Genomic DNA, 579 nt, shown 5'->3' with positions numbered 1-579 from the left:
GTATCTGGCTGTGTGCCCGGCGGCTGGAACAGGGGAAATTCCACTGGGCTAAAGTTCACCAGGGTGAAAGTATGGCGATCAGCCCGGAGCAGTTACAGGCACTGATCCAGGGTTTGCCCTGGCAAAGAATCGGACTGCAGCAAGTGGTAACAATGCTCTAAACCAGGCTCATCCATTCTGCTATTCTCCAAACGTTCTATTTCCTCTGCATCATGACCTCAGGCATACTGCGGTCATGAATACGCTGCCTGATTTAAGCCAACTGACCCATGAACAACTGCTGGAATTTACCAGACAGTTGGCGATGCAGCATCAGTCTCTGGCACAATCTAAACAACAACTGGAACAATCAAATCAGCAATTAGATTCTAAAGTTCAACATCTTTCTATTCTCAATCAAAAATACGAGCATGAGCTTGCACTATTTAAACAGCATAAATTCGGCAGTAAAAACGAACATCTAACCGTAAAACAAATCCATCTCTGGGATGAAGCGGTTGAAGAAGATATTGCAGCGGTTGATCTGGAACTGGAACGACTGAATGCAGATAAAACCAATGCAGCTGCACAGAAAGCCCC

Annotated in this window: 1 protein-coding gene and 1 pseudogene; both read left to right on the top strand. The window is 45.8% G+C overall.

Features of this window, described 5'->3' with window-relative positions:
• Positions 1 to 2 precede the first annotated feature (2 nt).
• On the top strand, positions 3 to 161 hold the full coding sequence (gene tnpB / locus WFH18_RS18595; RefSeq protein ID WP_086591527.1) for an IS66 family insertion sequence element accessory protein TnpB: 159 nt from the start codon (positions 3 to 5) through the stop codon (positions 159 to 161).
• A 74-nt stretch (positions 162 to 235) separates the two neighbouring features.
• Positions 236 to 579 (top strand): annotated as a pseudogene (locus WFH18_RS17675) (IS66 family transposase); the annotation flags it as partial.

Origin of the sequence: Acinetobacter sp. USHLN143, from assembly GCF_037145695.1 — a bacterium.
GTDB classification, from domain to species: Bacteria; Pseudomonadota; Gammaproteobacteria; order Pseudomonadales; family Moraxellaceae; genus Acinetobacter; species Acinetobacter fasciculus.
The sequence above is the reverse complement of the archived record's forward strand: the minus strand, read 5'-3'. Positions and strand labels throughout refer to the sequence as shown.